This window comes from Companilactobacillus zhachilii (genome assembly GCF_003606365.2).
Lineage (GTDB): Bacteria > Bacillota > Bacilli > Lactobacillales > Lactobacillaceae > Companilactobacillus > Companilactobacillus zhachilii.
Genome location: NZ_CP031933.2, coordinates 110,218 through 136,167, shown reverse-complemented (window position 1 = coordinate 136,167; position 25,950 = coordinate 110,218). Strand labels below are relative to the sequence as shown.

27 protein-coding genes are annotated in these 25,950 nt (G+C 36.2%); 12 read left to right on the top strand and 15 right to left on the bottom strand.

What is annotated here, in order from left to right; genetic code table 11:
* Window positions 1-271: 271 nt before the first annotated feature.
* Window positions 272-1,588: an NEAT domain-containing protein gene (locus D1B17_RS00640; protein WP_166806583.1), complete on the bottom strand. Its 1,317-nt coding sequence runs from the start codon at window positions 1,586-1,588 to the stop codon at window positions 272-274.
* A 164-nt stretch (window positions 1,589-1,752) separates the two neighbouring features.
* Between D1B17_RS00640 and D1B17_RS00635 the strand changes: the two genes are divergently transcribed.
* From D1B17_RS00635 to D1B17_RS00625, 3 genes are all read left to right on the top strand, one after another.
* Window positions 1,753-1,944: a type II toxin-antitoxin system HicA family toxin gene (locus D1B17_RS00635; RefSeq protein ID WP_120143854.1), complete on the top strand. Its 192-nt coding sequence runs from the start codon at window positions 1,753-1,755 to the stop codon at window positions 1,942-1,944.
* Between the two features lie 22 nt (window positions 1,945-1,966).
* Entirely contained in the window at window positions 1,967-2,266 is a 300-nt protein-coding gene (locus D1B17_RS00630; protein ID WP_120143857.1) for a type II toxin-antitoxin system HicB family antitoxin, read from the top strand.
* 554 nt (window positions 2,267-2,820) lie between these two features.
* Window positions 2,821-3,726 (top strand): proline-specific peptidase family protein, encoded by a 906-nt coding sequence (locus D1B17_RS00625; protein WP_120143860.1) that lies wholly within the window; start codon window positions 2,821-2,823, stop codon window positions 3,724-3,726.
* Window positions 3,727-3,930: 204 nt separating this feature from the next.
* Here the strand turns inward: D1B17_RS00625 and ppk1 are convergent, their stop codons facing one another.
* From ppk1 to D1B17_RS00575, 10 genes are all read right to left on the bottom strand, one after another.
* Window positions 3,931-5,934 carry a polyphosphate kinase 1 gene (gene ppk1, locus D1B17_RS00620; protein ID WP_120143862.1) on the bottom strand — a complete coding sequence of 668 codons (2,004 nt, stop codon included), beginning with the start codon at window positions 5,932-5,934 and terminating at the stop codon, window positions 3,931-3,933.
* Window positions 5,935-5,961: 27 nt separating this feature from the next.
* Entirely contained in the window at window positions 5,962-7,335 is a 1,374-nt protein-coding gene (locus D1B17_RS00615; RefSeq protein WP_120143865.1) for a DUF2252 domain-containing protein, read from the bottom strand.
* 513 nt (window positions 7,336-7,848) lie between these two features.
* Window positions 7,849-9,495, bottom strand: coding sequence for a hypothetical protein (locus D1B17_RS00610; protein WP_137432080.1), 1,647 nt, complete (start codon window positions 9,493-9,495; stop codon window positions 7,849-7,851).
* Window positions 9,496-9,687: 192 nt separating this feature from the next.
* Entirely contained in the window at window positions 9,688-10,116 is a 429-nt protein-coding gene (locus D1B17_RS00605; RefSeq protein ID WP_120143871.1) for a PTS sugar transporter subunit IIA, read from the bottom strand.
* Window positions 10,117-10,126: 10 nt separating this feature from the next.
* Window positions 10,127-10,930, bottom strand: a complete 804-nt coding sequence (gene agaD / locus D1B17_RS00600; protein ID WP_120143873.1) for a PTS galactosamine transporter subunit IID — start codon at window positions 10,928-10,930, stop codon at window positions 10,127-10,129.
* Complete coding sequence (gene agaC, locus D1B17_RS00595) at window positions 10,920-11,729, bottom strand: PTS galactosamine transporter subunit IIC (RefSeq protein ID WP_120143876.1); 810 nt, start codon at window positions 11,727-11,729, stop codon at window positions 10,920-10,922. Before agaC ends, agaD begins: the two co-directional genes overlap by 11 nt.
* Window positions 11,730-11,798: 69 nt before the next feature.
* Complete coding sequence (gene agaB, locus D1B17_RS00590) at window positions 11,799-13,025, bottom strand: PTS galactosamine transporter subunit IIB (RefSeq protein WP_240704421.1); 1,227 nt, start codon at window positions 13,023-13,025, stop codon at window positions 11,799-11,801.
* Between the two features lie 304 nt (window positions 13,026-13,329).
* On the bottom strand, window positions 13,330-14,748 hold the full coding sequence (locus tag D1B17_RS00585; RefSeq protein WP_120143881.1) for a PTS galactitol transporter subunit IIC: 1,419 nt from the start codon (window positions 14,746-14,748) through the stop codon (window positions 13,330-13,332).
* A 29-nt stretch (window positions 14,749-14,777) separates the two neighbouring features.
* Window positions 14,778-15,083, bottom strand: coding sequence for a PTS sugar transporter subunit IIB (locus D1B17_RS00580; RefSeq protein WP_237389412.1), 306 nt, complete (start codon window positions 15,081-15,083; stop codon window positions 14,778-14,780).
* Between the two features lie 15 nt (window positions 15,084-15,098).
* A complete protein-coding gene (locus D1B17_RS00575) occupies window positions 15,099-15,611 on the bottom strand; it encodes a PTS sugar transporter subunit IIA (protein ID WP_120143886.1) in 513 nt (170 codons plus the stop codon).
* Window positions 15,612-15,879: 268 nt separating this feature from the next.
* On the opposite strand from D1B17_RS00575, the gene D1B17_RS00570 reads away from it, so the two are divergent.
* The 7 genes from D1B17_RS00570 to D1B17_RS00540 all read left to right on the top strand — a co-directional run bounded on the left by D1B17_RS00570 (window position 15,880) and on the right by D1B17_RS00540 (window position 21,483).
* On the top strand, window positions 15,880-16,644 hold the full coding sequence (locus tag D1B17_RS00570) for a DeoR/GlpR family DNA-binding transcription regulator (protein WP_120143889.1): 765 nt from the start codon (window positions 15,880-15,882) through the stop codon (window positions 16,642-16,644).
* A 16-nt stretch (window positions 16,645-16,660) separates the two neighbouring features.
* Window positions 16,661-17,095 carry a galactose-6-phosphate isomerase subunit LacA gene (gene lacA / locus D1B17_RS00565; protein WP_120143892.1) on the top strand — a complete coding sequence of 145 codons (435 nt, stop codon included), beginning with the start codon at window positions 16,661-16,663 and terminating at the stop codon, window positions 17,093-17,095.
* 20 nt (window positions 17,096-17,115) lie between these two features.
* Window positions 17,116-17,631, top strand: a complete 516-nt coding sequence (gene lacB / locus D1B17_RS00560) for a galactose-6-phosphate isomerase subunit LacB (protein ID WP_120143894.1) — start codon at window positions 17,116-17,118, stop codon at window positions 17,629-17,631.
* 398 nt (window positions 17,632-18,029) lie between these two features.
* Complete coding sequence (locus tag D1B17_RS00555) at window positions 18,030-18,974, top strand: hexose kinase (protein WP_120143897.1); 945 nt, start codon at window positions 18,030-18,032, stop codon at window positions 18,972-18,974.
* A 33-nt stretch (window positions 18,975-19,007) separates the two neighbouring features.
* The gene (lacD, locus tag D1B17_RS00550; protein ID WP_420022537.1) at window positions 19,008-19,997 is read left to right on the top strand and encodes a tagatose-bisphosphate aldolase; all 990 of its coding nucleotides are present in this window, start codon (window positions 19,008-19,010) and stop codon (window positions 19,995-19,997) included.
* Window positions 19,998-20,569: 572 nt separating this feature from the next.
* Window positions 20,570-20,887: a hypothetical protein gene (locus D1B17_RS00545; RefSeq protein WP_120143901.1), complete on the top strand. Its 318-nt coding sequence runs from the start codon at window positions 20,570-20,572 to the stop codon at window positions 20,885-20,887.
* A gap of 194 nt (window positions 20,888-21,081) precedes the next feature.
* A complete protein-coding gene (locus D1B17_RS00540; RefSeq protein WP_120143904.1) occupies window positions 21,082-21,483 on the top strand; it encodes a MerR family transcriptional regulator in 402 nt (133 codons plus the stop codon).
* A 28-nt stretch (window positions 21,484-21,511) separates the two neighbouring features.
* On the opposite strand, the gene D1B17_RS00535 is transcribed toward D1B17_RS00540, so the two are convergent.
* The 4 genes from D1B17_RS00535 to D1B17_RS00520 all read right to left on the bottom strand — a co-directional run bounded on the left by D1B17_RS00535 (window position 21,512) and on the right by D1B17_RS00520 (window position 24,265).
* Window positions 21,512-22,348 carry a DNA/RNA non-specific endonuclease gene (locus tag D1B17_RS00535; protein ID WP_120143907.1) on the bottom strand — a complete coding sequence of 279 codons (837 nt, stop codon included), beginning with the start codon at window positions 22,346-22,348 and terminating at the stop codon, window positions 21,512-21,514.
* A complete protein-coding gene (locus D1B17_RS00530; protein WP_120143909.1) occupies window positions 22,348-23,067 on the bottom strand; it encodes a sunset domain-containing protein in 720 nt (239 codons plus the stop codon). The genes D1B17_RS00535 and D1B17_RS00530 overlap by 1 nt, the downstream gene beginning before the upstream one ends.
* Window positions 23,068-23,199: 132 nt before the next feature.
* Window positions 23,200-23,640: a flavodoxin domain-containing protein gene (locus tag D1B17_RS00525; protein WP_120143912.1), complete on the bottom strand. Its 441-nt coding sequence runs from the start codon at window positions 23,638-23,640 to the stop codon at window positions 23,200-23,202.
* 4 nt (window positions 23,641-23,644) lie between these two features.
* Window positions 23,645-24,265 (bottom strand): NAD(P)-dependent oxidoreductase, encoded by a 621-nt coding sequence (locus D1B17_RS00520; RefSeq protein ID WP_120143915.1) that lies wholly within the window; start codon window positions 24,263-24,265, stop codon window positions 23,645-23,647.
* 110 nt (window positions 24,266-24,375) lie between these two features.
* Here D1B17_RS00520 and D1B17_RS00515 point away from each other — a divergent pair, with 110 nt between their 5' ends.
* Complete coding sequence (locus D1B17_RS00515; RefSeq protein ID WP_120143918.1) at window positions 24,376-25,029, top strand: histidine phosphatase family protein; 654 nt, start codon at window positions 24,376-24,378, stop codon at window positions 25,027-25,029.
* A gap of 153 nt (window positions 25,030-25,182) precedes the next feature.
* The gene (locus tag D1B17_RS00510; protein ID WP_120143920.1) at window positions 25,183-25,842 is read left to right on the top strand and encodes a histidine phosphatase family protein; all 660 of its coding nucleotides are present in this window, start codon (window positions 25,183-25,185) and stop codon (window positions 25,840-25,842) included.
* Window positions 25,843-25,950: the final 108 nt, after the last annotated feature.

Here is a 25,950-nt window from a genome sequence, read left to right as displayed (position 1 = left end):
ACGCAAGTCTCAAAACTCGTCCCGTGGTGTAATGGCTAAAGCCATAACGCCACCTTCATAGCGGCCTAAATTTCTTGCTCCTTCCGACTAGTTTTTTCATTACTTGATAAATATCTTAATCAACTTGAATATTACGGCATAAATCTTTTAACCTTAAAGGATTGACTATTATGGTGGTAAGGCTTAAACCATTTTTAATTTAGATCACAAAAACAGTTGTAGGAATTATCTAAAAAAATAGAATTCTTACAACTGTTTTTTATTAAATAAACTATTTTGCTTTTTTAAAATATGTACCCTTTAATAAGACCATTGTTAAAATTAAAACTAAACTTCCAATAACTACCAAAACGTAATTAGTAGTATTTCCAGTTTGAGGTAACGTACCCGCACTTTTCTTGGTAGCAGTATTATTGTTGGCTGCCACTGGCTTAGCGTCACCCAAGTCACTGATGCTTCCTAAATTTGAAATCAAATCTGATAAGCCTGATGTATCTACTCCACTCATCAAATTAGATAATTCGGATGGGTCGAGGCCATCAAAGTTCAAATCAAAGCCCAAATCTTTATTCAACCCAAAATCAGGAATATTCATCGTTATATCGCCTGGAATAAGATTGCTCAAATCTGTTATTTTTTTAATTGGGAAGTCAAAGGTTATGTAATTACTGTCGCCTTCACTTCTAAAACTGACATTGAAAGGTTTCTGATGATTGATTGAATTAATCTCAAAGGCGTTGTTTCCAAATTTCTTAGGATACTTAATAGTTGCCTCAACGTAATAACTGCCATCAGGATTTTGCATCAATTTAGCCGTATTAGTAAAATATGGTGAAATTAGTGAACCATCGCCATTATTTTTAGCAATCTTATATGTCAATTCTTTTAAAATTGTTTTTGGACTGACTTGATTGGTATTACTACTGTCGTTATTATTTGTCGTCGTATTAGTATCGGTATCATCACTTGGTGTTGAAATAATTTTGTCATTGTCATCATTACTTTGTAAATCACTGACAATGCTTTTGGCATTATTAAGACCATTAGTAATATTATTCTCAGCATGCGTAATCTTATTCAGACTGTCCGCAAAGGAATTATTGCCATCTGAATACATGGAACTCAAATCAAATTTAAATGTGACATTTTGTTGATCAATATTTAAATTTAAAACCTTGGTTTGAACTGTTGCTGGAATATCTTTATCCAAATCATCTAAACTATTTACATTAAAACTAATATTTTTTTGATTATTATCACCATTTGAAATCTTAGGTGTTTGTCCATCAATTGTCGACACATCTAAGTCACTCAAATTAGTGCCACGACCAGTGATGGTAACTTTATAAGTTCCATCATCATTTGGTGTTATCGTAGCACTCTTAGTAAATAGTGCATTCATTGGTGAAAGTGAATTTGAACCATTTTTATAGACTTCATAATTGATAGTTTTACTATTGCTTGTCGAATCTGCTTGTACTGTTTCTTCTATTAAATTAGGTGAACCAGAATTATTCGATCCAGTTCCACCAAAAACTCCCAAAAGCATCCCCACAGACAATAGACTAATTAATACTTTTTTCATCATATCGCCCCTTTTAACATATACCAATTTTATCATAATCATTTAAAACACTTAAATATTACGATATCTTTCTTGAAATATAAATTATTCGAATCTGTAATTACCATTCATATTTTTTGACTTATACTTCATCAGTATTTATTATAAGAACAATTCGAGGAATAATCATGGAACATACTGTCAAAGATGTCTTAAATTTATTAAAATCACATGGTTTTTACGAAATTCGGATTGTTGGAGACCACCATCGTCTTACTAACGGCAAAGGCAAATTTGTTACGATTGCCTATTCTGAACTAAAAGATGATATTCCTCTCAAGACCTACAATCTAATTTTAAAACAAGCAAATTTAAAATAACGCCTGAATAGGGAGAATATGAATGAAAAAAAGATTAGTTGTATATCCTGCTATTTTTGATGATAATGGCAATACTCCTGGAGTCTACAGTGTCGAATTTCCAGATGTTCCTGAAGCTTTAACTTATGGAAATGGTATGGCTGAGGCTCTAAAACGTGCTCCCGAGGCTTTAGGATTATCCTTGTATGAACAAAAGAAACTTCCAACTCCTTCTGACTTCAACCAACTGAAAAGAAGTAATCCCAACGTAACTATTAATCTTATTACAGTTGATTTAGAACAAATTAAATCTCAAGCAAAGATTAAAAATACGATGTTTTAAATAAGAATTGCTCAGCCGAGCAGTTCTTTTTATTTTTACATTTTTTGAAAAAGGCTATATTCATTAGACCAATTCATTTTTTATATTGAACTACGCATGGTGCTGATTTATTTTTGACTATAGATTTAAAATCACTTTTAAAATCCAAATATACCCCTTATCCTACGACTTTAGTTATCAGTGACATTATGATATTGACAGTTGTTCACTATTGATTTAGAAACAAAGAATAAACTAGCCGGAAAGAGCAAGAAATTTTGGTCGCTGTGTAGGTGGCGTTGGCGCTTTTGCGCCTACACCACGGGACGACTTTTGAAACTCGTGATTTTTGCGAGGTTCAAAATCGAGATTCGAGACCGCTCTTTGGCTCGAATCGGTCCCCATAGCTACCAAAATTTCTTGCTCTTGGAGACGGAATATTTATATGGCATCTTTCAGAAAATATAAAATAAGCTTTACATTAAAATGATTAAAATAATATTATAGATTATTTGAAATAAACTAAGAGATAGATATATACTTATTATTATCATTTGCAGGAAGGTGAATTTTTTATGAAACAAGGAACAACAATCCTTACTTTAGACAACGGTTACCATTTATGGACTCACACTCAAGGTCATGGTGATATCAAATTGCTCTGTCTTCACGGCGGACCTGGTGGAAATCACGAATACTGGGAAAACTTTGGTGATGAATTAGCCGACTTAGGTGTTCAAGTTACTTTCTATGACCAATTAGGTTCATGGTATTCTGATCAACCTGACTACAGCGATCCCGAAATTGCTAAAAAGTATTTAACATACGACTACTTCCTAGAAGAAGTTGAAGAAGTTAGACAAAAGCTTGGACTAGATAATTTCTACCTTATTGGACAATCATGGGGTGGCGCTTTAGTTCAAATGTACGCTGCTAAATATGGACAACATCTTAAGGGTGCTATCATCTCAAGTATGGTTGACGAAATTGATGACTATGTAAAGAATATTAACAAATGTCGTTTGGACACATTAGGTCCTGACAAAGTTAAATACATGGAAAAAGTCGAAGCTGACAACAACCTATCTGACCCTACTTACCAAAGCTACGTTGATATTTTGAACGCTGAATACGTTGATCGTAAACAACCAAAAGCTATCAGACATTTAGTTGATACAACGGGAACTCCTGTTTACAATACCTTCCAAGGTGACAATGAATTTGTTATCACAGGTAAACTAAAAGATTGGCACTTCAGAAAACATCTTAAAGAAATCACTGTACCAACATTGATTACTTTCGGTGAACATGAAACAATGCCAATCCCAACAGCTAAGATTATGCAAAAGGAAATTCCACATGCACGCTTAGTTACAACACCAAACGGTGGACACCATCATATGATTGATAACGCACCAGTTTACTTCGATCATTTGAAGACATTCATCAAAGACGTTGAGAATAACAATTTTAATGATTAGAGAGTGGAACAAGGGCGATTAGCTCCCGAGCATTTTCGGAACTAGATGAATTGCACGCTGTTTTTTGCGGGCGATTTAGCTAGTTTTGAAAAGCGGAAGGAGTTGCCCTTGTGTAACTCTTCTCAGAAAAACTACACAAAAAAACTAAATTCAACACAACAAAAAAATCCTTCAATTAATTTTGAAGGATTTTTTTACGTAGTTTTACTTTGTATGGATATATTTACGATATTGTAGACGTTCTAGCCATGTCTGTTGCGCAGAAATACCATGGGGATCATGTATCTTCACATAATTTCCCTCATCAGTTAAATGATAAGAGTTCTCGGTATCCTTCCAGAACATCTTAACAATCTTCAACAATTGGCGTTTAGGCTTTTCTTCCATTACTGGTACTGCAATCTCAACCCGACGTTCCAGATTTCTAGTCATCATATCAGCCGATGAAATCCAAATATCAGTGTGGTCACTACCATATTGGAATTTGAAAATTCGGCTATGCTCTAGCAACTCACCAACGATACTCTTTACTCGGATATCTTCTTTAGAACCGCAGACTCCCAGTTTTAATGAACAAGGACCACGTACAATCATTCTAAATGGCAAGCCTTCCTTAGCGGCATCATAAATCGCATCAATGATATCAACATCAGTCAAGCCATTAACTTTCATAAAGACTTCACCTTGGCCATCGCGCTTGTAAGCTGCCGTTGCACGTTTGATATTGGCAATAACTTTATCGTTAATCCCATTGGGCGATGCCGTCAAATACTTATAAGGCGTCTTTTCACCAGTAATCAAATAGTGGAAAAACTTCGTTGCGTCATCAATATAATCTTGGTTACTTGTAAAGTAGCTGACATCTGAGAAAACGTTAGCCGTAATAGCATTATAATTACCTGTACCAATTTGAACATATCCAGTTTTATCTGCATGTAAAACCAAACAAATCTTGGAATGAACTTTATTGACTTTATCGCCGAATAAAACTCTGACGCCAACTTCCTTGAGTGCCTTAGCAACTTCAATATTATGGACTTCGTCGAAACGGGCCCGCAATTCAACAACCGCTGTAACATCAATTCCCTTGGCCGCAGCTTCCTTTAGCAGTCTCAATAAATCAGAATTTTTCTCAGTACGATATATGGTAATACAAATCTTAGTTGTTTTCGGATCATTGACCGCTGTTTCTAGGTAATCAATGAAAACTTGGAATGAATCATACGGATATTGAACAAATATTGGTGATCTATCCAAATATTGCAAAATATTATTAGACTTATTCCACTGTAAAGCTTCAAACGGTGGGAAAATCAAATCTGCATGATTTTTATAAAGCTTGAAAATATTACCAAGGAATTTTAAATCAACCGGTCCCGGAATCTTATAAACACTCTTCTTGCTAATGTTGAGTAATTTAGCAAAGTATTCTCGACCCTTTTTATCGCCGTTTTCTGAAAACTCTACTCGTGTGATTTTTCTCAAATTACGCGTGTCGACATATTTAATCATCTTATTGAGATATTCTTCATCTGTTAAATTCTCATCTAAGAAATCATATGGCTTATTTTGGTCATAAGTCACACGAAAAACGTAAAATTTTGAAATTTGATACTTACGAATCAAGTCAGATGCACAGTGACGAATAACATCCTCAATCAAAATATAATGATTATCAACACCAGTTTCAATCAAACGTCCCAAATCTTCTGGAATCGGACAAGTATAAACGTAATGTGGTGTTTCCATCAATAAATTCAAATTACGACGATACTTGAACCCCTTCATGAATCGTTGGAAATCTAATCTTGGCAAAATTTTCTTATTAAAAAGCCTTTTTATATTTTTCTTTTCAGCATCACTCAACTCTTTAAATTTCATCAATTTAAAAAGATCGGCTTCCTTAGCTTCTTTCATCAGTGACTTATAAGCAACATATTGCTTTTCAATATTCTTAGTATTGAAATCATAAACTAGGCCCAGCAATTCTTCCCCCGACAAACCAGTTCGTTTCTCCGACTTATCTTGCTTAACCATAGTATGAATATTGTGCATACGAACACGGAAAAATTCGTCCAAATTATTAGAAGCAATTGCTAAAAAGCGCAACTTTTCTAAATATGGAACTTTTTCATCGTAAGCTTGATCAATTACTCGATTATCAAATAATATCCAACTTAAATCCCTATTATAATATTTATCCTTCATATAACTAATTAACCTTCATTCCTATAATTATCCTTCATCCCTCTGTTCTTTTTTAAATGATGCGTAGTCATATTCTACTTGCTTAACGTAGCTATTCGTGAAATTCATCAAAGAATTAGCAATATCAGCGTATTCTTCGCCAAAACCAATAATTAGTGGGTAGTTTGGTGAATGTGAATGAGCTCTGGCTAGTAAAATGACACAAACCTTCGTATAGTCCTCAAATGATTCAAAATCTAACTTATCCAAGTTGATAGATGATTTCATATCCTTAAATTGACGCATATAAAAACTATATTTCTTAGTATCGAAGGCCCCCAAAAATGGATCAGAAGCGCTTTGTAAAATCAATTGACTGTTAACAATGTTTTGACCCTGACTAACCTCATCGTCAGAGTAAAGCTTGTCGTCATTATAAATTGGTAGAGCTTGCTTGGCTTGAAGTACTAAATAGTTACTATCCAAGTCTTGTAACAAAATCAAATAACAAAGTGTCCCCACACTTCCTACGCCAACACTGTGACGGACGATATCGATAATATCGAAATCTTCCAAAAACAATCTGACATCGCTGCGTTGGTTTTTCTTGTAACGTTTGTAACCGTCGACTACACTCTTGTAATCTTTTTCACTAATATGTTGAGTTACTGGCTTGCTTTCGATAAAACGACGCTCACCATTAGCACCAACCTCAGTGTACTTTTCAATAACTAATTGTGAATTACTCTTCTGAGCCTTTTTAATGCTCTTAGCAATCATTTTATTAAATGATTCTTGGAAGTATTCTTCGTTATCTTTTAACATTCCAAATATTTCCGTAATATTTTGAAGCGTATTAGGTAAAATAAACCGCTTCATTTCCGAAATTTTTGTCATATGTTTGAGTGTATCAAAATAAGTCTCAACCACCGTTAACAAGAATTCCTGGACATCTGTTTCAACAAAGCCGTGTGAGCGTGCCACGATCAAAGCACTGACCAATAGACGTTTCAAATCATATTCCCAGTGCCCCAAATGCGCTTCATCAAAATCATTCATGTCAAAGAGCAATTGCCCTTCTGACGAACCATAGAAACCGAAGTTACCGAGATGAGCGTCGCCACCAACTAATACCTTGATACCACTATTCTCATTACGTGATAGATCATAATGCATTACATCAACTGTTCCACGGAAAAATGCAAAAAGTGACTTCGACATTCGTTCACGCTTAACGGCTAGTAGTTCCGGAACTAACAGCTTATTTTTGATGTTTAAGATTTTATGGATGTTTCTCTTCTCAGGTTCAAATTGATCAAATTGATCAGATACTGTGGTCGCGAAAAATCGACCTCTGATAATTAATTGTTCCGTACTTTTAAAAGCATCAGTATCTTGGAAAGTATATGGTGTTCTGCTCATACCCTCATCTCCTCAAATTTAATTATACAATAGCTAGCTCGGATAACTGCCAGCTTTCATGATTTTTTACATTATTGTTTACTATACCGAAATATATATTTTAAGTATGACTAAAATATTATCTTTTATAACTGAATATTAACTTAAAATGCACAAAAGTGGACGTCAAATGTAAACATGGTTCTTTATCCAAGTTTGGTCCGTTGCCGTCCCTGGGTACAAAAAAATGTTGGCGCTGTGGGGACCGACGAAAGCAAAGGTCTTTCGTCTCTATTTTGAACTTCGCAAAGTACGCGAATTTCAAAACTCGTCCCGTGGTGTAATGGCTGAAGCCATAACGCCACCTGCACTGCTGCCAACATTTTTTGCACCCAGAGACTAATATATTTGTTATTTTTAGTACAGTCCAACTAACTAATTCGATATAAAAGTGCTGTATTAATTAAATATAATCAAAAAGACTAGCAATCCAAAATTAGATTACTAGTCTTACCATGTTTTATCACACGCTCTCTACTTCAACGTATCATCTACTGTCCATGTCAAGGTACTTGTATAGTTTCCACTTTGAGGTCCAGTACCTTTAGGTGAAGTAAATTTCAAATCATTCTTTAAGTTCTGTGTAAAGTTTTGATAGGCTGGTTCAGCTGCTGTTGGTGGTGTGACTTCGCCGACTTTAACTCCGGTACCATCATCTGGGATCACCTTTCCATCCCAAGATAGATTTGCAGATAATTTATCACCCTTAGCATTTCTAAATGGTGTCGCTGATGCCATCAAGCCAATGTTGCCACTGTAATTTCCAGTTCGACCATCAAAAATTGCTAGTTCTCCATTAACATCTGGGGTCGCCGTAAAACCATTAATAAAGTCAGTATACATATGCGAACCGAAATCAATTGTTTGTGGAACCGTTAGTTTTAACTCATTACCGACAACAAAGTAATACTTTGTAGCAGCTAGAACCTTACCACCAGCAATATATTCATAAACGGCTTCGTGAACTTTACTATCATCTTTTCCTAAATTACTTAAATTTATCGATTGTGTATATGAACTATTAATTCCTGGAATCGTGAGGTTCAAAGAAGGAGCATTGGTCTCGTCATCATCCACAACGAATTTAAGTGTACCAGGAGTATTGGTCGTTATACTGCCGCTCAACGTCAGTTTTGTACCTCTAGCGATATATGGATTACTAATGCTCGTGTTATTCTCTACACCGTTATTTAAAATTTTTAAATCTTTAGCATATGGAGGATTTGTTACAACACTTCTGTATGGAGTTCCCAAATCTCCAGCCTTAGGATCTACATAATTAGTATATAGACTGAGACTTCCCGACGTCAAAGCCTTCATGGTTGAACTAGGTATCGTTGCTGTAAAGCTATTAACTGCTCCAGCTGTTCCTGTGAAAGTACCTAGCGTTCCCCATTTTTCAATTCCGGGAATGTAGTCTGCACCAGGCTTAGGAACCGAACCACTGCTATTAAAACGATAGTATAACGTAACTCTATTAGATGTCGATTTCCACGTGCCATGTACCGTCAAATCTTGGTCAATGTCTGAGACAGTTACCGGTTCAACATAAATTTCCGCACTAGTTGTAGCCTTGGTCAAATCAGCTCGACTAGGTAATGCTCCCACCGTATTATCGGTCGTTAAGGCATCATTATTAGTCATTAAATTAGTAGCTTGCAAAGCATTGAAAGTCACCTTACTATCAACTGCTTTCTCAGTTACCAAGTTCTCATTGGCTAACTCATTATTATCGATATCACGAATATAAATGATATCACTGTCAGACTTCTTCATCGTAAGCAAAAATGAACCCGAATTACTTTGATCCATCTTATCTTTCAAATTAATCAGAACTTGTTTTTTATTAGCATTCTCAATAACATTATTCTTACCTAATTCACTTTTTAACATTGGAATATCCAAATTATTGTAATCGGGTGAACACAAAATTAATTGAGAACCCTCATTTGATAATTGAAAATTGATTTCGGTTTGATAATAATCACCATTAGCTACGGTATTCGAAAAATTTGCCGTCGATATCGTGGCAGCTTGAGAAATATTTGTAGATAGTAATAATGAAAATAATGCTACCAAGAAGATAAGTAATAATCTTAATTTATAATTACTAGTTCTCACAAAAATTCCCCCAGCCAATAATAGTTTTATAATATTGTCATCCAATGTCATTATAGTTCCATTTATATTATTTTGCTTTTAAATTATTTTATTAATTTTATTTTGATTTAATTATTGATAAAAAAGAAGCATTCCTAAGGATAGGCATGCTTCTTTTTTCATGTGGAGATTTTATTTTATTTCTATACTTACTTAAATTCCATCATCAAAGTTCTCAGGAGTTGAATCATCTTCATCGGTATCAATTTCAAATAATTCTGCACTTTGCTTTGTAATAGAAACTAAATCATTAGCATAATCTTTTAAACTCTTGTAATTATTAAATGTGGTTTCAAGTAACGACGCTAAATTGCAACCCGCCACCACTAAAATGTTCGATGATTCGTAAGCTATCTTAGCAGCTTCCTTATATGGTGTTCCTCCAGTTAAATCCGTAAAGAACAGAGTAGGTTCATCGTCCATCGACTTTAAAAATTTTTCACGAAGATCAACTTCACTCATACCATCTTCAAAATCAATAAACTTCATATTAAGTTGTTTACCGGCTAATAATTTTATTGCACCTTGAAATCCCGATGCAAACTTTCCGTGTCCAGTAACAATTGTTTTATATTGTGGCATGTTTCCCCTCCTACATAATTCCTAAGAAAGAACATAAAATACAAAGTACAAATACTACAGCAATCAATACAATTGGAGATACCTTTTTTCTAAGTAACCAATATAAAAAGAATGTAAAAGCTAGTGGTAGGATATTGGGAAATACTTTATCCAAAAAGTCCTTTTGTAATGAAACAGAGCCAATTTTTACTTTTAACGATAGAGATACATATGAACTAATCAAAGCTCCGATTACAGTTAATCCCATAATTGTAGCAACTCTAGCAATAATTTCTGAGTTATCTTGAATAACATCAATGGCTTTAACACCCAAGTTATAACCTAAATGAGCGAATGGAACTCTACATAGAAAAATTCCTAGGTAGACAATGAAAAAGATAATAGGTCCTAAAATATTTCCTTTGGAAGCAAATGATGCTGCAATACCACCAACGATAGGCATTAAAGTAAACCAATAAATGGCATCACCAATACCAGCCATTGGACCAAACAATCCATTTTTCAAACCTCTGATTGTTTGTCTATTAACTCTTTTCTCTTCCAAACTTGTTAACAATCCCATTAGGATAGATACAAGTGGTGGTGACGTGTTAATGAATTCCATATTATCTTGCATTGCTTCTGACATTGCCTTTTTATCGTCACCAAAAATCTTTTTCCATGTTGGTACTTGTGACCAAGCCCAACCACCAGCTTGCATTCTTTCGTATGAAAATGCCGATTGGAGAAAGGCTGAACGTAAACCAAGCATTGTTATATCATGTTTGGTCAACTTACTGTCATTATTCTTAGGGTCTTGTGTATTAGATACCATCTTCTTCACCTCCGCCATTTACTCCAGATTCTTTCATTTCATCGATTTGATCTTGTAATTTCTTGTTCTTTTTATCACGGAAGAATTCGATCATTGCAAAAACAATACCAATAATTGCGGCTGGCAAAACATTTGAAAAATTAATAAAGCATGCGACTACGAATCCTAAGAGAAGATATGGAACATATTCAACACGTAGTAAGACTTTAAGTAACATAGCGAAACCTACGGCTGGAAGAGCTCCTCCGGCTAATTCAAATCCATGAATCAACCATGCTGGCATTGCCTTAACAAGTGCGGCCATAGGACCTTGTGCTGCATATGCTGACAAGAATATAACAATAAAGAATGCGATACTTACAATTATCATAATCAAATATGGAATTGACGCGAATTTCTTTGTATTAGCTTCCTTAGCAGCTTTATCCATAACTGGCATGAATACTGAAAAAATCGAATAAAACATGAGTAGTAAATATTGCATTAACATAGCAAAAGGTAACGATAGACCGATGGCAGTTGCTGGAGCGACACTAGTTGTATGTGCAATGACAACTGTCATAATTCCACAAACAGCTGGATTAGGCGGCTGTGTTCCACCAGCAGGCGTCAATCCTGCGAATGCCAATTCTGTTAAACCACCAGCTATAATACCTAAACGTAGGTCACCTAATATTAATCCTGCAATGGTACAACTAATAATTGGTCTAAAAATATAAAATACTTCAAGCCATGAATCTAGCCCGGCTATCATAGCAAATATTGCTAGGCCAAGACCCTGAGCCAACGTAATAGACATATTGTTTCCCCCCCATAATTAAATACATATTTGATTTATTAGGTAAATATTTCTATACAATATTGGTTATTAAAAATTAACTTGAGTCTTATGATCACCAGGGACATCTTCAATATAGACGTCTAACCCAGCATTAACTAACTTCATAAGATCACTTTTATCTTGTTCATCGACATAAACTTTCTTAGTTACTTCTTCTTTTCCAGGGGCAAAGTGCATATTTCCAACATTAACTTCTTTAATTGGCACACCACCTTCTACCAAGGTAGCTGCATCAGCTGGAGTTTTAACAACAATGAAGATTTTTTGACGATCTGCAGCTTTGCTGATTATGTCAATTGTCTTTTGTAAAGTAAAGAATCTAATCTGAGCCCCTGAAGAATCAGCAGTACTCTTCATCAGCTTTTGTTGTAAAACATCATTTGCCGCCTCGTCATTAGCAACCAAAATTAGGTTGGCACCTAATGTTTTAGTCCATGTAACACCAACTTGCCCATGAACTAAACGATTATCAATTCTAGTAAGTAAAATATGTGGATCTGACATATCATTTTCCCCCTCATTTTCTAAAAAGAATATCTTTGATGCAGATGGAGCAATAGCAGTACTAACATAATCAATCAAACCATCGTCATTGATACCCTTAGTGGTTGTTTCAACATAGGTTCTCCGCTTTGCATAATTAGGAATAACGAATGACTTGGTCGGATTGTCATCAACACTCGTATCAATATCGTGTTGTAAAGAATCTGGATTCATTTTATATTTATGAATTAGCATAGGCATCAATTCGCGATCCTCAATTTCGTTAGCCATTATTAATGGAAAATCCTTAAAAGATAAATACGTCAATCTTTTAATTAATGGTTGTTTATCGGATACATATATTTGCTCTATTTTGTAAATATAATCTGTATCAGTTAAATTCATAACGCTGCGTATCTCAGGACATTCACCAAAAGCTAATATTTGAAAGGTCTTTAATTGTATTTTTACATCATGTCCATAACGCTTTAACTGCACACTAGGTGTATCAACATAACTGATACCCAAATCATCAGGATCTTGTGATTTAACAAAACTACCTTGACCCTGGCGCTTTTCGATGTATCCACTTTCATCAAGCTCCGCTAACGCTTTTCGGATAGTAATCCGACTAACTCCATATTGTTCACATAATTTTTTTTCCGATGGCAATTTAGAACCAATTGATAATTGACCGGTCTCAATATCACGAATTAATTCTTCACTTATTTGCTCATACTGCCAGAATGGCTGTTTCTTCAATACTTTCACCAACTTGTCATATCGATATAACAACCATGGTTTTATTATAAAGCCTGTATTTGATTAATGTCAACGCTTTCAAAATTTAATAAGTTCTAAGAACTAATATTTAAAGGGTGGTTTATTTTGAAAACCCAAGTGCAGACTGTATTCCATGGTTATTTTCACTCAGTGGTATTTTTTAATAAGAGATTGTAAAATACATACCACTTAAGTTTTAAATACTACTCAACCATATAATGCTTATTATTATCCAAAATAAAGCATAAAAAAATCCCGAATACAATATTCGGGATTTTTTTAAATTCATATACTATTTAGCAGCTTTAGCAGCAGCTTCGTCAGCATAAACTTTGTTTCTCTTCTTCATTTGTTGTGCGTACCAGATAAAGATCAATAGGTATGCAACAAGTGCTAATGCAGCGTAAAGAACAAATTTAATTTGACCAGTTGAAGCATTACCAACTAAGTAAGCCAAGAACTTCTCAACAGGACCTTCCATAGTTGAGTGAGAAATTAATGTTCCTGAAGCTAATCCCTTAGGGAATGCGCCAAGCTTCTTGGCTGTTTCAGTAACCATAGGTGCTGACAATGTACCTGCCCATAGGAATAGAGGCAATTCAATAGCACCAATAACGATCATACGGATAATCTTACCACGTGTAACAACTAGCAAAGCTGGTGTAACACCCATGGCGATGATACCACCTAAAGGTAAGATCTTGTTGCCAGGTAATACAAGTGCTTCAAGAAGCATGATAGGTGCTAGAACGTTAGCGGCAGCCCAGATTTCAGCACGTCCGGCGATAAATGGCCAGTCAAGTCCAACGTTCATTGTACGACCCTTAAGTCTCTTGTTAGCAAAGTCTGTAATACCTTGTGATAGTGGTTCAACAGCGGCGATAAACCATGAACCGATAAGTGAGAATAGTTCCAAACAGAAAGCAGCTGTAAATGATAGTGTAAAGATTTCTTTAATACCTTGGTGTGAAAGTAAACCAATAAAGATACCTAAGTAAATACCAATTGCGAACTTGCTTCCCCAGAATCCAATCTTCTTGTTCAATGCAGCAGCATCGAAGTCAAATTTGTCTAACCATGGGAAGACAACATCAAATAGTTTATCAAAAACCATGATAATTGGGTTCATCATGTAGTTCATATGTGTTGTTGTCATTGGGTTTGAAGCTGGTGCATGTAATAGATCATTAAAAGTAGGTTTCATCAAATCTGAATTGATAATCTTCAAAACACCAATGAAAATAACAAGAAGTGTAGTGATTAGTAAGTTTGCGCCAAAGAACATAGCTAGCAAACCAACGAAAGCTAGATGCCAAATATCAAAAATATCAACATCAAGTGTGTTTGTCTTGTCTAGAACGATCATAACGATATTAACGATAACCATAACTAGCAAGAAGAACAATGTGTAAGGTGAACCCCAAGTGATAGTAGCAAGTGGAGCCCAACCTAAGTCGGTAACTGATAGTTGAATACCAGTTGACTTAACAAACGCATTCAATGCGTCTTGGAAGGCTGTTGTCAACAATCCAATAACGGCACTGATAGCGGTAAGAGCGATGGCTAATTTAATACCACCCTCCAAAGCTTTAGAGAATTTAACTCTAAAGATCAAAGCGATAATTGTCAAAACGATTAACATCATTGGTGCGGCACCAAGATCAATTAACGGTTTGAATATCGCATTGGCAAAATCAATTATTCCTGACATTTCCGTTTCCCCCTAGATGAAGCGTTTTTTTATGCCTTGCCACTGTCCTTAATAGCTTGTTCTACTTGGTCATAAACAGGTTTGGCCATAGCAGGCATTCTATATAGGATAGGACCAGCATCAATAACTGGGCAACTTGGTGTAAATCCAAGATCTGTGGCAGCGATTGGTGTGAATAGATCGTAGTCTTTTAACATATCTTCTGTAATATCCTTAACCATAACGGCATCGGCTTGAACGTCATATCCACGGTTCTTCATTTCTGTTTCCAAAGCGTCTTTGATTTGGTGACTTGAGTTAACTCCGGCACCACAAGCAGCTAAAATTTTAAACATAATTTACACTCTCCTTTATTCATTACTCTTTGCATACTTAGTAAATTTTCTGTTCAAGAATGAATAGATTTCTTTAGGATCCTCACTCTTGAAGAATGGTACAAGCTCGTTTTCAGAAGTACGAGCCATGAAGTCCATGATTTGAGCCAAAATGTTTGATTGACCTTCTGGATCATTGTTTAAAATCATGAACAAAAACTTCACTGGAAATTCTTTCGATGGATCAATCATATTATGGAAAGAAATTTCTTTGTCCAATTTAATCGGAACAATCATTCGAGCCTTAACGAATTCGCTCTCCGTATGTGGAATGGCAATGTTTGGTATCTTTGGTGATACGACTGACATGTCAATTCCAGTTGGATAGTTTTGCTCACGTTCCAATAAATTGTTAATGAAGTCCTTAGTTACAAGGTCCTTCTTTAATAAAGAATCAGCTATTTCGCGAAACACTTCCTCTTGTGTCGAAGCTTTTGAGATATAAACTTCGTTTTCGCTAAATAGTTGATCAGTAGCTAATTCACCCATTAACACCATCACCTACCCGTTTGTTTGTTTTTGTTTACAAGAACAATAGTAAACGCTTGCACAAAATATGTCAATACTAAATATAAAAATATAAGACCAGATATGTTTTTCCTATATTAGAGCATGTACCAATATATTATTTGCTTTATTAATAAAGAAAGCACTTTCAAATAAATGAACAATAACTCCCAAAAACAATTGACAAGTGAACATGTAGATGCTAAATTATGTTTGTAACGAACAATAGTAAACAAAAAGAGGTGATCTTTTGTTAAAGAAAGAACGCTTTCTAAAGATACTATCGGAATTAGATAAGAACGATATCGTTACTGTTAACGATTTAACTACATTATTGAATTGTTCTGATATGACCATCCGTCGTGATCTTGAGGAATTGTCAGAATCTGGCAAGTTGATCAGGATTCACGGTGGAGCCCAAAAAGTTAGCGTTTCTCCATTAGAGGAAGCTTCACATGTGGAAAAACGTCAGGTTCATATCAAAGAAAAACAAGAAATAGCTAAACTGGCAGCTAACCAAATTGATAATTTTGATACTATCTTTATCGGTCCAGGAACAACGCTTGAATTGATTGCTCAGAATATTAATAAAGACATTAATTCTTTGAGAGTCGTGACAATTAGTATTCCTGTCTTTGAAAGCTTTAAAAATTCAGATCTTAACTGTGAATTGATTTTAGCAGGTGGAATTTATCGTAGCCGTTCAGGAACATTAATTGGTGCTTTGGCAAGCAATGCTGTGAGTGGATTGAAATTTGACAAAGCATTCGTCGGTGTCAATGGTATTCAAAATTCACAAATTATGACTGCCAACACTGAAGAAGGTCGGATTCAAAGCGTTGCTTTAAATAACTCTCAGACAAAATACATCGTGACTGACAAATATAAGTTGAATCGTAATGATTTCTATACTTTCTATAGTTTAGACGATGTAGATTATCTAGTTACTAACAAGAGCACTTCAAAAGAAACAATGGATTACTACCAGCAATATGTAAGACTTATTACCAAATAATTGGAGGGATTATTTTATGAAAATCGCATTAGCTTCAGATAAAGCAGGATTTGAATTAAAGAATTACATCAAGAGTTATCTTGAAAATGAAGGCAAAGATTACGAAATCGTTGACCTTTCAGAAGAACCAGCTGCTGACTTCGTTGATTCATCAACTGCCGTTGCACACGCTGTTCTTGATGGTAAGACAGACCGTGGAATTATGTTTGATGAATATGGTACAGGTTCAGCTATGGCAAGTAACAAGATCCATGGCATGGTAACAGCTAACGTTACTGAAGAAAACACAGCTCACATGACAACACAACACAATGGTGCTAAGTCAATCGCTATTGGTGCAGGCATCGTTGGTAAGAAGCGTGCTGAATCAATCGTTGATGAATACTTAGGTGTTAACTACGCTGGTGGACGTCACCAAATCCGTTTGGACATGTTGGAAAAACTATATTAATAGTAGGAGGGAATTAATTTATGATTATTGCATTAGGAAACGACCATATTGTTACAGATACTAAAATCAAGATTTCAGAAATGTTAAAGGCTATGGGCCACAAGGTTATTGATGTTGGTACATACGACCACACAAGAACTCACTACCCTATTTACGGCTTACGTGTAGCTAACCTTGTTCGTGACGGCAAAGCTGACTATGGTGTTGTACTTTGTGGTACAGGTGTTGGTATTTCAACAGCTGCAGACAAGAACCAAGGCGTTCGTGCTGCCCTAGTTGCTGATACAACAACAGCTAAATATGCTAAAGAACACTTGAATGCAAATGTTATCAGTTTCGGTGGTGCCGTTGTCGGTGAACATCTAGCTGAAGAAATCGTTAAGACATTCCTTGCTGCTGATTATCTAGGTGAAGACGACGATCTAGTTAAGAAGATTGATGCCGTTGAATCTAAAGACAACCCAGAACAACATGACAATCCACACTTCTATGACCATGAAATGAAGCTATGGGACGAAGGATTCTACCATGACTAAAAACTAGAGAGCGGAGACAGGGCGCCCAGCTCCCGAGCATTTTCGTAGGACTGTGAATTGCACACCGCTTTTGTGTGCGATTTACAGTCCTATGAAAAGCGGAAGGAGTTGCCCTGTCGGAGCTCGTTTTAGAGCTGTTGCAGTCCTATGGTCTAAAAACCACAGCCTACACAAACTCTAACCTTCCAATCAAAAAAGATATTAAAAAGTAAAAAATGAGCTGCCATTGTGTAACTCATCAAGGGCTATATGAAATGAAAAAGTTAGCCCGGCTTCATGCACTGAACAATTTTGTACAGTGCATGAAGCTGGACTAACTCTGAGAGGTTTTATTTCGTAGAACCCATTTTTAATGGCCTAAAACAGACTATTTTAAATTTAATAAAGGGGTCCGCACAATGAGTAATTCAGTTTTAACAATCACCATGAATCCTTCAGTTGATATCTCATATCCACTAGAACATCTAAATATTGATACAGTCAATCGTGTAAAGGATGTTTCCAAGACAGCTGGTGGTAAGGGATTAAACGTTACAAGGGTTCTCAAGCAACTCGGCGTTGACGTCACAGCTTCAGGTATTATTGGTGGAACAATTGGCCAATTTATCACAAACCAACTTGATGAAAATGACATCGATCACGCTTTCATGAAAATTAGTCAAGAATCTCGGAACTGTATCGCTATTTTACACGACAATGGTGACCAAACTGAGATCCTTGAAGCAGGTCCTATCCTTTCAAAAGATGACGAAATTGCTTTTCTAGAACATTTCGATAATCAAGTAAGTAGTTTCAAATTAGTAACTATCTCTGGTAGTTTGCCACAAGGTCTCTCAACGGGACTTTATTCTAAGATGGTCAACGTAGCTGCCAAACACAATGTCCCTGTTATTTTAGACAGTTCAAATGAAGCATTGCGTTTAGCTCTAGAAAGCGACGTTAAGCCATTTATGATCAAACCTAATCAAGACGAAATCGCTCAATTAATTGGTAAAAAAGTTAGCGATTTGAACGACTTGAAGGATAAATTAGCAACTGAGGAAATCTTCAAAGGTATTCCTTGGGTTGTAGTTTCACTAGGTTCACAGGGCGCATTCGTTAAATACCAAAATAACTTCTTCAAAGTAAATATTCCAAAAATTCACGCCGTTAACCCTGTTGGATCAGGTGATTCCACTGTAGCTGGTTTAGCTGCAGGTTTGGTTAAAGATGAAAAACCAGAAGATATTATGAAAAGAGCTATGACAGTCGGTATCCTAAATACTTTACAGGAAAAGACTGGAAATATTGACATTAGCCAATATAAAGATTATTTTGAACAGGTAGACATAGTTAAGTACTAATGTTTAATTTATTATTCGGAGGAATGAATGTATATGACAACACCAAAAAAGTACGCAGCACTAGAAAAAATGTCTGACAAGAACGGAGTTATTGCAGCTCTTGCTATTGACCAACGTGGTTCACTAAAGAAAATGTTAGCCGCAGCCGCAAACAAGCCAGCTAATGAGGAAGATATTGTCGAATTCAAGAAAGCGATTTCTAAAGAATTGACACCTTACGCTTCAGCAATCCTATTGGACCCAGAATATGGTCTTCCAGCTTCAAAAGTTAGAGCTGAAGGTTCAGGTCTATTAGTTTCATACGAAAAGACTGGTTACGATGCTACAGAACCAGGTAGATTACCTGATTTGATCTCAGTATGGTCAGTACGTCGTTTGAAGGAAGCCGGAGCCGACTCAATCAAGTTCTTGCTTTACATCGATCCAGATGAAGATAAATCAATCATTGACCAAAAGGAAGCCTTCGTAGAAAGAGTTGGTGACGAATGTGTTGCCGAAGATATCCCATTCTTCGTTGAATTGGTTACATACGATGACTCAATCGGTGACGTTAAGAGTGCCGAATATGCTAAGGTAAAGCCACACAAGGTTATCGAAGCTATGAAAGAATTCTCAAAGCCACAATATCACATTGATGTTTTGAAGGTTGAAGTTCCTATTAACCTTGATTACGTTGAAGGATTTAACGGCGACAACCCTGTTGTTTACACAAAGGATGAAGCTATCAAGTACTTCAAGGAACAAAGTGATGCTACAAACTTGCCATACATCTTCTTGAGTGCCGGTGTTTCAGCACAAGCCTTCAGAGATGAATTACACCTAGCTAAAGATGCTGGTGCTAAGTTCAATGGTGTTCTATGTGGACGTGCCACATGGAGAGGTGCCATCGAACCATTCGCTAAAGATGGTGAAGAAGCTGGTAAGAAGTGGATGAACGATCAAGGTAAGAAGAACATCGAAGAATTAAACGAAGTTCTTGCTGAAACTGCAACTTCATGGAAAGACAAAGTTTCAAAAGACTAATTTAAAACTTTAAAAATTACGCACTTTGAATAAACTGGGTTTTCTTGGACAAACTTTTTTGTTCAGGAGAAGCCAGTTTTTGTATTCCGCCTCCGGGAACAAGAAAATTAGGCTGCTGTGGGGACCGACTGGAGCCAAGGTCTCCAGTCTCGATTTTGAGCCTTGCAAGCAAGTCTCAAAACTCGTCCTGTGGTGTAAGGGCTAAAGCCCTAACGCCACCTGCACTGCTGCCCAATTTTCTTGTTCCCTCCGGCTAGTGTATTTTGATATGATAATATATTTAGTATTGGGAATTAAATTCTTATTTAAAAACCCTATACCAATCAACATCAATCTAACCAACAAAATAGTCGGAAGAGCTGAGAAATGATTACTTGCTGTGAAAGTGGCGTTATTGCTTTAGCAATTACACCACCGGGCGTGTTTGGAGACTTGCCGCACTTGCAAGGCTTCAAACCGAGGTCTGAGACCTTGGCTCAGGCCAGTCCGCACAGCAAGCAATCATTTCTCAGCTCTGGAGACGGCAAAAACAAAAACACTTATTTAGACATTTTATCTGGGGGTAAAACTACATGGTACCTGCTAACTTTGAACTAGCCCGAAATGCCATTACATCAATGGTTGCGGTGCTTTTAATTGTTATTTACATTATCTATATGATTTCAAAATACTCACATCGTGACAAAGATAAGGTTTGGACTGCTGATACGATTCTTTTAACATTTATCGCTATTTACTGCGTTTACATTACCTTAATGAATTTTGTCACATTACCGGCTAATCTGGGCTATATAAATACCGTTGTTACTTTTGTATTTATGATAGTTGTAATAGCCTTTATCATTAATTCAATCTATAAAAAAGCAACTAGCAAGTCTAAAGAGAAATAACAAAAGCGGATAATCACAGTGATTGTCCGCTTTTTTGTACATTCCGTATTTTACTATCTAGCACTTCCTTACTTACACACGGCTAATCCATTTTTCCTCAAGTACTTACAGCGTTTTGTAACCTTTACTTGTGAAAAAACATGCTATCCTTTATTTTGATAAAAAAATACTCATGGTAAAGGATGTGATCACTCTTGAAAATTTCTGAGGTAAGTAAAAAAGTTGGCTTGACTGTCCCTACTATTCGTTATTACTGTGACTTAAGTATGGTGCCTTCTTTGCGGCGCGATGTCGATGGTGAAAGAATTTTTGATGGTGAAGCTGTTTTATGGCTCGAGGGAATCAAATTTCAGCGGGAACTTGGTTCCTCACTTTCTGAAATTCAAACCTATATTCAGTTAAGCCAACAAACTGGTCCAGCAGCATTGAGAAAGCGTCATGAGATGCTTTTGAATCAATATGAAAAGGCTCAACAAGATGTTGACGAGTCTTCCGAACGGCTGCAACGTTTGGAAAGCAAAATTGAACTTGAAGAGAAGATTATTAAGGGTCAAAAAACGGACAGTTTAAGCGCTGCACGTAGATTTAGCACATAGAAAAAGACGATCAATGATCGTCTTTTTTTTACCCTATTTGGCTTGTACCATCGTTATAATTCAACGTTACACCATTTTGCACATTGAAAATATAAACATTGAAGTGAACTGAATTACTCCCAATTGATTGAGCTTCCATTTGAACACCACGAGGTAACAACTCATCCCCACGGAAAATTGGTGTAACTCGATATCTAATATAATTTGAACTGCTTTGTTTCAAGTAATAAGCAATATCCATTTCATGAGCTAACATCTCAGGACTATTCAATGAGCGTGTTCCTGTCATCAAATTCTTAGGATTATTATTTTGACCAGTCAGTTGATAACCAATCAAATGACTACGATTGTACAACCAACCACCATTAATACGCTTATTATGCCAGCCAGTTGGATTCCAATGCAATGGCTCCCGTTTAGCTGTTGGCATCAATGAAACGTTCAATAATGCATTAGCAGCTGTGACTCGGTTAAGATTATCTAGGTCGCCATATTGTTGCCAAGCACCTTTAGCTGTACTTAAATCCTCATTAGAAAACTTAGGATTATTGTTATTAACCACAATTTCTTGAGTTCCATTATAATCCATATTAGCTAAATCAGTATTATCGGCAGTTTGTGTAGGTTTATTTTCATGTTGATCAACCGCTTTTTGTTTATCAGCAATTTCTTGTTGTAATTTAGCAATTGATTTTTTTAATTTCTTATTTTTAGCAACTAATTTCTTAGTCTTCTTTTGATAAGAATAATTCTTTACATATTCAGTTCTAACATTACTCTTAGTAGCTGCCTGACTTTGCGTTGTCACGGCAGTTGTTGCTGGAAATAAAGATAATAGCACTAAAAGTTTAACTAATTTTTTCATTATCTCTTGGCCCTCCTATAACCGGCAGCAATTGCTTCTTGTTCACTGTGAAAGTAAACTGCATTAGCAGAGTTCATGCGATAACCAGCTTGACCAGGCATATGATAAACACCGGTTTTGGAATTTCCAACAATTGTTCCTGTGTCAGACGTATTCATATCTCCCCTAGTTTGCGTCTGTGAAGCAGATTGTTGTGATTGTTGTGATTGTTGTGATTGTTGTTGTTCTTCTTCTTGTTGTTTTTGTTGAGCGGCAGCTTCTTGTTCTTGCTTTTGAGCAGCCTTTGCTTGTGCCTCCTGCTCCTTTTGGGCAGTAGCTTGTTGTTCTTGTTCCTTACGCTTAGCCTCGGCTTCATCACTAGCGATTTTATCCTGTTGTTCTTGCAGTTTATCTTCTTTAGCCCGCAATTTTTTTTGCTTAGCTAACAAAGCAACATTTTCTTTCTTAGCAATATCGTACTTGTCTTTACCAACATATTTGGGTTTCTTAACAACCTTAGTCGTATCGGCACTGCTTGACTGCTTGGAAGTAGTTTCGTTACGACTACTCATACTCCCAAAAATCAGCATAATAAACATACTAATAACCAAACCCACTTGATAGCGCTTCTTTAGTTTCTTATTAGCTCGGCTTGTTACTCTTACCTTATGACCTTTGAACAGTCTAATGGCATAATAAATCATAAATCCAAATGCCACCATACTTATAAAACTAGCCATCCCCTTGAATCCCCCTAACTGTATTTATAATTTTATGTTATCCGAGGTACTTTTTATAAACAAGTTAAAAAGTGTTCTCATAAAAAAAATATCGAAAATCCATAAGAATTTTCGATATTTTTTCGTAATTTGTTATTTCAAACTTTTCAGTATATAATCACCCAAGGCTTCAACTCGCTTATAATCATCCTCATCAGGATCACGGTCAATCTTCACAGAGTCAGCAACCTGTTCACCATTGCTAGAGTTCAGTTGCATCGTGAAGTAATCAACGGCTCTACCAAAGTGTAAATGGGTCTTCGAACTAGACCCTAACACCGCAAATTTAGTTCTCTTTAAATCCACATCAGCTAAATCTTCATAGAAATCCTGTGCTTCGTCAGGCACTTCACCATCATGATAAGTGTATGTTTCCACTATAACGGCGTCATAGTCACTTAAACCAAAGGCATCTGTATCAACGATTTGCTCCAAATCAAGATCAGCACCTTTATCCTTTAAATAATCTGCCAAATGTTTGGCTATTTCCTCATTACGACCAGTCAAACTGGTATAAGTTAACAATATCTTCATTCAATTACCACCTTACACTAATACGTTTTTTAGAATGTTTTGCCTCTACAATTTCATCGACCATCGCAATGGCAAAGTCAGCGTAACTGATTTCACTTTTACCATCGGCATCGAAAGTTAGTTCCTCACCAGCTAAGACATATTTACCAGTACGTTCACCATCTGCTTGGAAATCGGCAGCCGGACTAATGAACGTCCAATCAATCTTGCTTTCGCGCAAAACATCCAATGATTTATCCATTTCTTCACTCAAGGGCTTAACTACCTCTGGAAAATCAGCCTGTTGATAAAGCTTTTTTGTATGGGTTTCGTCAAGATACAATGATCCTGCTCCACCAACTACTAATAATCTTGTCTTTGAACCACCAATGATTTCAATCAAATGTTTCGTTGCTGGAACATATTCTTTCACAGCTGGTCCAAAGAATCCTAACGCATCAACTAAAACATCAAAGTTTTTAATATCCTCAGCTTGTAAACTATAAACATCCCGAACTAAATATTCGTCTGTCGGTGACTTCTTCGCATCACGTACGATCGAAGTTACATCTAAGCCTCGACTCAAGGCTTCCTTAACAATCAAGGAACCTTCTTTACCATTTGCACCAATAACGGCTATTTTCATAATTAATGCCTCCAATTTCTTTCAACAAACTTACTTTACATATTTCTAAGCAAAATCACCAAGAAATTGGCTCCAATATAGTAAACTTATCGTGCTGGGAGGCGGAACTTATGGCATATCAAATTTATTTTGTAAGACACGGTAAAACTTGGTATAACGAATACGAGAAAATGCAGGGTTGGTCTGACACTCCTTTAACTGATGACGGAGTTGAAGTCGCTCAAAAAGCAGCCGAAGCATTACGGAACGTTAATTTTGCGGCCGCAGTCACCTCAGATATGAAACGAGCAGTTGATACAACTAGAATTATTACAAGAAGAAATAAAAACAATTTAGTACCACAAGAATTATCAGAATTCAGAGAACAATTCTATGGCTACTTTGAAGGTCGTAGTATTGATGAATCGTGGTTTGCCATTGGTAAGCCACATAATGCTAGAACTTTCAGTGATATTGTCCAAAAGTATGGTTTCGATGCCACCATGGACTTCGTTAAAGAAGCTGATCCTCTACATGATGCTGAAAGTGCCGACGAGTATTGGAGTAGAATCGAACGTGGCTTTAAGAAACTCGACCGCATTGCCCATGACGGTGATAAAATCCTTGTCGTTACTCACAGTATTACTATCTTAGGCTTTGCTATCCGTTATCCAACGCCAGGATTAAAAGTTGATGATATTCCTGCCAATGCCAGCTTAACGATTATGGAACGTGACAATGGCGTCAACAAGGTCACTAAATATAACCAATCATTGATTGACTAAAACAAACCACTAGTTGAAAAAATACAAGTAGCATCTAATGTAGTAAACTATGATTAACGTGCAGTGTAGTTTACGAATTACAAAGTATAATAATTGCTCTGAGGGGCAACTAGCACAATGTGTTACATATATTGAGGAGGACATTTTTTCATAATGGCAAAATACCAAATTTATTTAGTTCGCCACGGTCGGACTTGGTTTAACAAATATAATAAAATGCAAGGTTGGTCTGATACTCCCCTTGCTCCCGAAGGCGTTGAGGTAGCTAAAAAAGCTGCTAAGGCATTAAAAGACGTCAACTTTGCTGCCGCTTTTTCATCAGATGCCAGACGTGCAATTGATACTTGTAAACTAATAGTTGATGAAAATATCAATCACGACAAAATCACACCACAAAAACTAATGGAATTTCGTGAAGAGTTCTACGGCTATTATGAAGGAATGAACTCCCCCGAAGCTTGGTACATGGTAGGCCAACCCCACGGTGCCGCTACATTTGCCGAAATTATTGCTAAATACGGAATGGACGCTACAAAAGACTTCATGAAAGAAGCCGATCCATTCCATGACGCTGAAAATGCTGAAGAATATTGGACCCGTGTTAACAAAGGTTTCGAAAAATTAGATAAAGTAGCCAAAGATGGCGATAAGATTCTTTTAGTCTCACATGGAACAACTATCCGTTCTATCACCGACCGTTATAACGATGGAAACTTCGATGTAACGGTTAGTCCCAGAAACTCTAGTCTAACAATGATGACCCGTGATAACGGCCAAAATACAGTTACTAGTTATAATCAAATGTTAGATTAAAACTATGAAAACAAGAATTCGACAGAGTAATATCTGTCGATTTTTTTATTATTCAATGTATCAACAAAAAGATTTTTGAATTTAATAATCCAATTTCAACTTATCTAG